Raw genomic sequence first — 6,791 nt, forward strand, 5'->3', positions numbered from 1 at the left:
CCTCCGCCGTCCATGGCCTTATGGTAGCGCTATCAGAACGACGGGAGAGGGTGATGGCGCGACTCGGCTGGCTCCGGCAGGGGCTATTTGCGCTCGGGCTCGGCGCAGTGGCGTTGAGCGGTGCAATGGCGGCGGGGCCCGATCGCTGGGTGGCGACCTGGGCGACGTCGCAGCAGATTCCCGAGCCGAACAACGCGCTGCCGGCCGACGCGCTCAAGGACGCGACGCTGCGCCAGGTGGTGCGCATCCGCCTGCCCGGCCAGACATTGCGGGTACGCCTCACCAACGCCTATGGCACCCAGCCGCTGCGCATCGGCGCCGCGACGCTCGCCGCCGCCACCGACGCCGCCGGTTCGGCGATCATCCCGGAGAGCCTGCGCAAGCTTAGCTTCGGCGGATCGGACGGCGTGACGATTCCTGCCGGCGCCGAAGTGTGGAGCGACCCCGTCTCGCTCCCCGTCGCGGCGGGCGCCGACCTGACGATCTCGATCTACCTCCCCGAGGCGCCCGCGCAGCAGACCGGCCACCCGGGCTCGCGTGCGACGAGCTATTATGTCCATGGCGAGCAGACCGGCGCCGCATCGCTGCCGGACGCCAAGGCGGTCGACCATTGGTACCAGATCGCCGGGATCGAGACACTCTCGGCCAAGGGGAGCGCGGTCGTCACGCTCGGCGATTCGATCACCGATGGCTCGGGGGTGAAGCCCAACACCAACCTGCGCTGGCCCGATGCGCTCCAGCGCCGGCTCCAGTCGACCAAGGGCTATGAGACCATGGCGGTGCTCAACGCCGGCATCGGCGGCAACCGGCTGCTGCTCGACGGGCTTGGTCCCAACGCGCTCGCGCGCTTCGACCGCGAGGTGCTGAGCCCGCCGGGCGTCACCCATCTGATCGTGCTCGAAGGCGTCAACGACCTCGGCACCTTCACCCGCGACGCGCCGCAACCGCCCGAAGCGCATGCCGCGCATGTCGAGGCGATGATCGGCGCGCTCAGGCAGATCGTCGCGCGCGCCCGCACCCGCGGCATCGTCGCGATCGGCGGCACGATCACGCCCTTCGCCAAGTCGGGCTATTACCACCCCGACGCCGCGACCGAGGCCGATCGCCAGACGGTCAACGCCTGGATCCGTGCGCCGGGCAATTTCGACGCGGTGATCGACTTCGACGCGGCGCTGCGCGACCCCGCCAACCCGGCGCAGCTGCGCGCCGACTATGATTCGGGCGACGGTCTCCACCCCTCGCTCGCCGGCTATCAGGCGATGGCGGGGGTGGTGCCGCTCGAGCTGCTCAAGCCGATGGCGCTCTGGAAGAAGCGTCCGCCCGCGCCCGGCCCGGTGGCGTCGGCCAAGCCGCTCGCGGTCCCCGCCGAGGGCCCGGCGATCGCCTTCACCTTCGACGATCTCCCCGCGCACGCGTCGCTCCCGCCGGGCGTGACGCGGCTCGATGTCGCCGACAGCATCCTCGCCACGCTCAAGGCGGCGGGGGCGCCGGCGACGGGCTTCATCAACGGCGTCCAGATCGAGCGCGAGCCGGCGTCGGCGCCGGTGCTCGACCATTGGCGCGCCGCGGGGCTGCCGCTCGGCAATCATGGCTGGGCGCACCTCAACCTCGCCGACATCACCGACGACCAGTTCGCCGACGAGCTGGCCAGGAACGACCCGCTGCTCGCGAAGCTGATGGCCGGGCAGGACTGGAAGTGGTTCCGCTATCCCTTCCTCTCCGAAGCCTCGAACGACCCCGGCCGCCGTGCGCGCATCCGCAAGCTGCTGGCGGAAAAGGGCTACAAGGTCGCCGACGTGACGATGAGCTTCGACGACTGGGCGTACAACGACACCTATGCCCGTTGCATGGCGAAGAACGACACGGCCGCGATCGCGATCATGGAAAAGGCGTGGCTCGAAGGCGCCGAAGCCTCGATCGGCCGCTATCGAGCCATGGCGAAGGCGCTCTACGGCCGCGACATTCCCTATGTCCTGCTGATGCATCTGGGTGCCTTCGACGCGCGGATGCTGCCGAAGCTCATGGATCTCTACAAGCGCTACGGCTTCCGCTTCGTCTCGCTCGCCGAGGCCGAGAAGGACCCCTATTACCGCGCCGACATCGATCCTTCGCTGGCGCCCGACCCGCAGGGGCTCGAAGGCGCGCTGATGGCGAAGGGTCTGCCGGTGCCGTCCGCCTACCAACGCCCGCCGCTCGATACGATGTGCCAATAGGCGGGGCGCACTTCCCATCGCTTGCCGTCGCCCGGCGCAAGACATGGCTCAGGGGGCACCGCTTGCAATGTAGGAATTCGCCTGCTTGGCTGGCGCGGCTGGGAACCTCGGCCGCTCCCCGAGCCTGACAAGGGACCGGCCAGCGGAATCCCGGCGACGGGTTGTGACTCTTGTGACTTTTGGGCAGCGAACCCGCAACGACTCGGCGCCGGACGCGGAATATCGATACCCCCTAGCTCCAAGTGTTATAGTCGAATAAGGCACTCCGCGAGATTCGGGAGGGAAGGAATGCGGGTATTCTGGCACATGGTCCTGGCGCTGGCCGCGCTGTGGCTGCCCTCGGCAGCCGAGGCGAGGGCCAAGGACAGCACGGGCGTCGAGGTCACCGTGTCGCGGAGCGGCGCGGGCTGGGTGATCGACTATCGCTTCGCCCATGCCGCGCCCGTCTGGTTCTTCCCGCGCTCGGCCAACGCGCTCGACAAGGCGCCGTGGCGGCCGCGGAGCTGGACGGTCGAGACGCCCGGCGTCACGCTCGAGCATGTTGGCCACTACGACATGCTCGCCGGCAACGGCGCGCCGCTCCGCCACGTGCGCATCCGGATGAAGCCCTATGCCGAGCCGCTGATCGGCGACTATACTCCCGCGCTCGCCTTCTCCGACGGCAACCTCGCACTCTACAGCGAGCAGTTCTTCCCGATGCCCGCCGCGTCGCGTGAGGCCGTCGTCGCGCTCCCCGGCGACTTGAACGGCGTCGAGCTCGAGACGACGCCGGCGACGCTCAGGCTGGTCGATTCCGGCCGCCGGCTCCTCTTCAAGGGCCGGGCGACCGAGGGCCGCCTGTCGGTGCCGCTCGGCGACGCGGGCGACTATGTCTATTCGGGCGACGCCGCGCTGACCGAGAATGCCGCTTTTGCCGGCGTGATCGATGCCGGCCTGCCCGCCTGGGTCCGCGGCCAGCTCGACGACTTCACCCCGCGGCTGTTCGCGCTCTACCGGGAACGGCTCGGCGCGCCCGCCACCGGCCGGCCGATCGGGCTGGTCGCCTGGCAGGGTGCCGAGAAGCCCGGCTGGTCGCTCGGCGGCAGCGTGCTTCCGGGCACGATCGTGATGCAGCTCTCGGGCAAGCGCGTGCTCGCCTCGGACCCGCAGGTGCTCGCGCAGCTGCAGTGGTTCCTCGGGCATGAATCGTCGCATTTCTGGCTTGGCCAGACGGTGCGCTACAGCCGCCGCGCCGAAAGCTGGATCACCGAGGGCGGCGCCGACCTGCTCGCGATCCGCGCGATCGAGACGCTCGCGCCGGGCTATGATGCCCATGAGAAGCTCCAGCAGGAGCTCGACGAATGCCTCCAGCGCGTCGGGCCCGGCGAGGCATTGGGCGCGTCGGACGACCGCAACCAGTTCCGCGCCTATTATGCCTGCGGGGCGCTGATGATGCTCGCGGCCGAGAGCGTCTCGAAGCGCAAGGGCGGCGATTTGTTCGGCTTCGTCCGCGCGCTGATCGGAGCGAAGCATGCGGATGGCAGCATCAACGCCGACGACTGGTTCACCGCCTTCGCCGCAGCGGGCGCTAACCCTGCGATCGCTGTGCGGCTGCGGGACTATGTCGACAAGGGCGACGCCGATCCGCGCGGCATGTGGACCGCGATCTTCGATTCGGCCGGCATCGCCTGGTGGATGGACGGGCAGCGGATCACGCTGGGCGTCAAGCCGGCCGCCTAGAACAACTCCCCTTGCGGCCCCGCCGGCGGGCGGAACAGGTCGGTGCGCACGCGGAAATCGTCGCGGCGGTCAAGCCCGTAGCGCTTGGCGGCGATGTGGAAGCGAGTGCGCAGCAGCTCGGCCCAGGGGCCTTCGCCCTTGAAGCGCGTGTGGAAGTTCGGGTCGTTGTCGCGGCCGCCGCGCAGGGACCGGATCGTCGCCATCACCTTGCCGGCGCGATCGGGGAAATGCTCGTCGAGCCAGGCGCGGAACAGCGGCGCGACTTCGAACGGCAGGCGCACCGGCAGGAAGAAGGCGGCGCGGGCGCCGGCCTCGGCGGCACGCTCCATGATATGCTCCATCTCATGGTCGGTGATCGCCGGGATCACCGGCGAGAGCGAGACGAACACCGGCACCCCCGCTTCGCTCAGCGCGCGGATCGCCGCGAGCCGGCGCTCGGGATGCGGCGCGCGCGGCTCGACCGTCATCGCCACCTTGGGATCGAGCGACGTCACCGACACCATCACCGCCGCCAGCTTCTTCGCCGCCATGGGCGCGAGAAGGTCGAGATCGCGGACGACCCTGTTGGATTTTGTCGTTATCGTGACGGGGTGGTCACATAGGGAAAGCACTTCGAGGCAGCCGCGGGTGATGCGCCATTTGGCCTCGATCGGCTGGTAGGGATCGGTGTTGGTGCCGAAGGCGATCGGGCGGCAGACGTAACCGCGCTTCGACAGCTCGGCGCGGAGCAGCTCGGGCGCGTCGGGCTTGGCGAACAGCCTGGTCTCGAAGTCGAGCCCCGGCGAGAGGTCGTGATAGGCGTGGCTTGGCCGCGCGAAGCAATAGATGCAGCCATGCTCGCAGCCGCGATAGGGGTTCACCGAGCGATCGAAGGGCAGATCGGGCGAGCGGTTCTCCGAGATGATCGTCTTGGGCCGCTCGACCGTCACGGTGGTGCGCAGCGGCGGCGGGGCGCCGTCGACCTCCTCGCGCACGTCGCGCCAGTCGCCATCGGCTTCGCGCTCGGGCAGGTTGAAGCGCGTCGAGTCGCGGTTGAGCGTCGCGCCGCGGACGGGGCGGTTTTTCACCATTGCCTCGGCCTAGCTCGTCGGATAGAACATAGCAAGAACATTGAAAGGGAGCATCATGGCGCGACTGAGCTATGTCGAGCTGCCGGTCACCGACGTGGCCGGGCAGCGCGACTTCTACACCAAGGCGTTCGGCTGGGCGTTCACCGACTTCGGGCCGGACTATGCGGCGACGGTGACGGGCGACGTCGACGTGGGGCTGAACGGGAGCGAGGACCATGCGATCGCGGCGATCCTGCCGGTGATCGAAGTGAAGGAGGACCTCGAAGGCGCGCTCGACAAGGTCGTCGCGGCGGGCGGCGCGGTGACGGTGCCGATCTTCGCCTTCCCGGGCGGCCGGCGCTTCCACTTCCGCGATCCGCAGGGGTTGGAACTGGGAGTGTTCATCACCGAGGGGTGAGGGAGGCCGCATGGGGGGCGCCCACCCTGGAGTGATCAAACGCTGGGTCCCCAAACGATACGGTGCCGGGCTCGACGCTTCTGCTCTCCCCCGCACGGGCGATTGCCTGTCCGCGACGCGATGCTAGGCTGGGCGCGAGTTTCCGGGGGGAAGATTCGATGCGCGTCCTGCTTGGCGTTGCGGCACTCGCCGCCTTCCTGATCGGCGCGGGCGAGGCGAAGGCGCAGGACCGCGATCCGTGCAAGCCCGGCATGGTCTGCGCGAGCGCGCCCGACACGGTGATCGCGGCGATGGAACGCGCCGGGCTCAAGCCCAAGCGCACCGCCGACGACCAGGGCGACCCGATGCTCGAGAGCGACGAGGCGGCCTTCCACTTCGACGTCTATTTCTACGGCTGCGAGCAGCACAAGAATTGCGATTCGCTGCGTTTCGAAGTGATGTTCCGCCAGGGGTCCGAGAACACGACCGTGCTCGTCAACAAATGGAATGCGCAGAGCCGCTTCCTGAGCACCGCGGTGCGGCCCAATGGCACGCTGGTCGCGTCGTACGACGTCGCGACGATCGGCGGGCTCAACGAGCGCAACTTCGCCGACGTGCTCGACTGGTGGAAGTCCGAGCTCGAGGAACTCGGGCTGTTCTTCCAGAAGGAGCTCAAGCTGGGCGAAAGCGCCAACGACCCCAAGGCGCATTGAGCCGCCGACCTTTCGAGAAGGAAGACCGATGCCCCGTTGGACCGCGACCGCCGGCCTCGCCGCGCTGCTGACCACCGCCCAGCCCGCCGCCGCGACGACGGACGCCGACATGGTCGACCTGCGCCATGTCGAGACCGTGCTCGAGGCGGTGCAGGCCGCGGGCTACAAGGCCGAGATCAAGGCGAACCCCAAGGGCGAGCGCTACATCTCGGTGGCGTCGAAGGAGGATGTCGAGTTCACGATCAGCTTCTACGGCTGCGACGCGCCCGAGGGCTGCTCGTCCTTCTCGATCTCGGCCTGGTGGAAGAAGGAAGGCTTCTTCAGCAACGACCTGGTCAACGAGTGGAACGACGGGCACCGTTTCCTCAAGGCCTCGATCGATGCCGACGGCGACATCGAGGAATATATGGACCTGAGCTCGATCGGCGGGGTGAGCCGCGAATTCTTCGAGGACGAGCTGGGCTGGTTCCTCGACATGGATGCGGACTTCAGCGATTTCCTCGACAAGAAGCGGCCGAAGAGCTGAGAGACTGTTTCGAAATGCGCCTCACGGCGCATTAGCGGTACCGGCCCGCTCCCCCTCCCGGCCACCCATCGGTAGTATCTTGTGGGTGGCCGGGAGGGGGAGCGGGCCGGTACCGCTAATGCGCCGTGAGGCGCATTTCGAAACAGTCTCTCAGCTCTTCGGCCGCTTCTTGTC

At 68.5% G+C, this 6,791-nt stretch carries 6 protein-coding genes; 5 read left to right on the forward strand and 1 reads right to left on the reverse strand.

Features of this window, described 5'->3' with window-relative positions; genetic code table 11:
- Positions 1 to 53 precede the first annotated feature (53 nt).
- Both J7495_RS13010 and J7495_RS13015 read left to right on the forward strand, forming a co-directional pair.
- Positions 54 to 2,213: a GDSL-type esterase/lipase family protein gene (locus J7495_RS13010; protein ID WP_294056970.1), complete on the forward strand. Its 2,160-nt coding sequence runs from the start codon at positions 54 to 56 to the stop codon at positions 2,211 to 2,213.
- 288 nt (positions 2,214 to 2,501) lie between these two features.
- Positions 2,502 to 3,932, forward strand: coding sequence for a hypothetical protein (locus tag J7495_RS13015; protein WP_294056971.1), 1,431 nt, complete (start codon positions 2,502 to 2,504; stop codon positions 3,930 to 3,932).
- Here J7495_RS13015 and J7495_RS13020 read toward each other — a convergent pair.
- Positions 3,929 to 5,002, reverse strand: a complete 1,074-nt coding sequence (locus J7495_RS13020; RefSeq protein ID WP_294056972.1) for a PA0069 family radical SAM protein — start codon at positions 5,000 to 5,002, stop codon at positions 3,929 to 3,931. The genes J7495_RS13015 and J7495_RS13020 overlap by 4 nt on opposite strands.
- A gap of 55 nt (positions 5,003 to 5,057) precedes the next feature.
- Here J7495_RS13020 and J7495_RS13025 point away from each other — a divergent pair, with 55 nt between their 5' ends.
- The 3 genes from J7495_RS13025 (at position 5,058) to J7495_RS13035 (ending at position 6,617) form a co-directional block, all read left to right on the forward strand.
- The gene (locus J7495_RS13025; protein WP_294056973.1) at positions 5,058 to 5,399 is read left to right on the forward strand and encodes a VOC family protein; all 342 of its coding nucleotides are present in this window, start codon (positions 5,058 to 5,060) and stop codon (positions 5,397 to 5,399) included.
- A gap of 158 nt (positions 5,400 to 5,557) precedes the next feature.
- A complete protein-coding gene (locus J7495_RS13030; protein WP_294056974.1) occupies positions 5,558 to 6,091 on the forward strand; it encodes a YbjN domain-containing protein in 534 nt (177 codons plus the stop codon).
- 28 nt (positions 6,092 to 6,119) lie between these two features.
- Positions 6,120 to 6,617: a YbjN domain-containing protein gene (locus tag J7495_RS13035; RefSeq protein WP_294056976.1), complete on the forward strand. Its 498-nt coding sequence runs from the start codon at positions 6,120 to 6,122 to the stop codon at positions 6,615 to 6,617.
- Positions 6,618 to 6,791 lie beyond the last annotated feature (174 nt).

The organism is Sphingomonas sp. (genome assembly GCF_017745215.1).
Taxonomy (GTDB): Bacteria; Pseudomonadota; Alphaproteobacteria; order Sphingomonadales; family Sphingomonadaceae; genus Sphingomonas.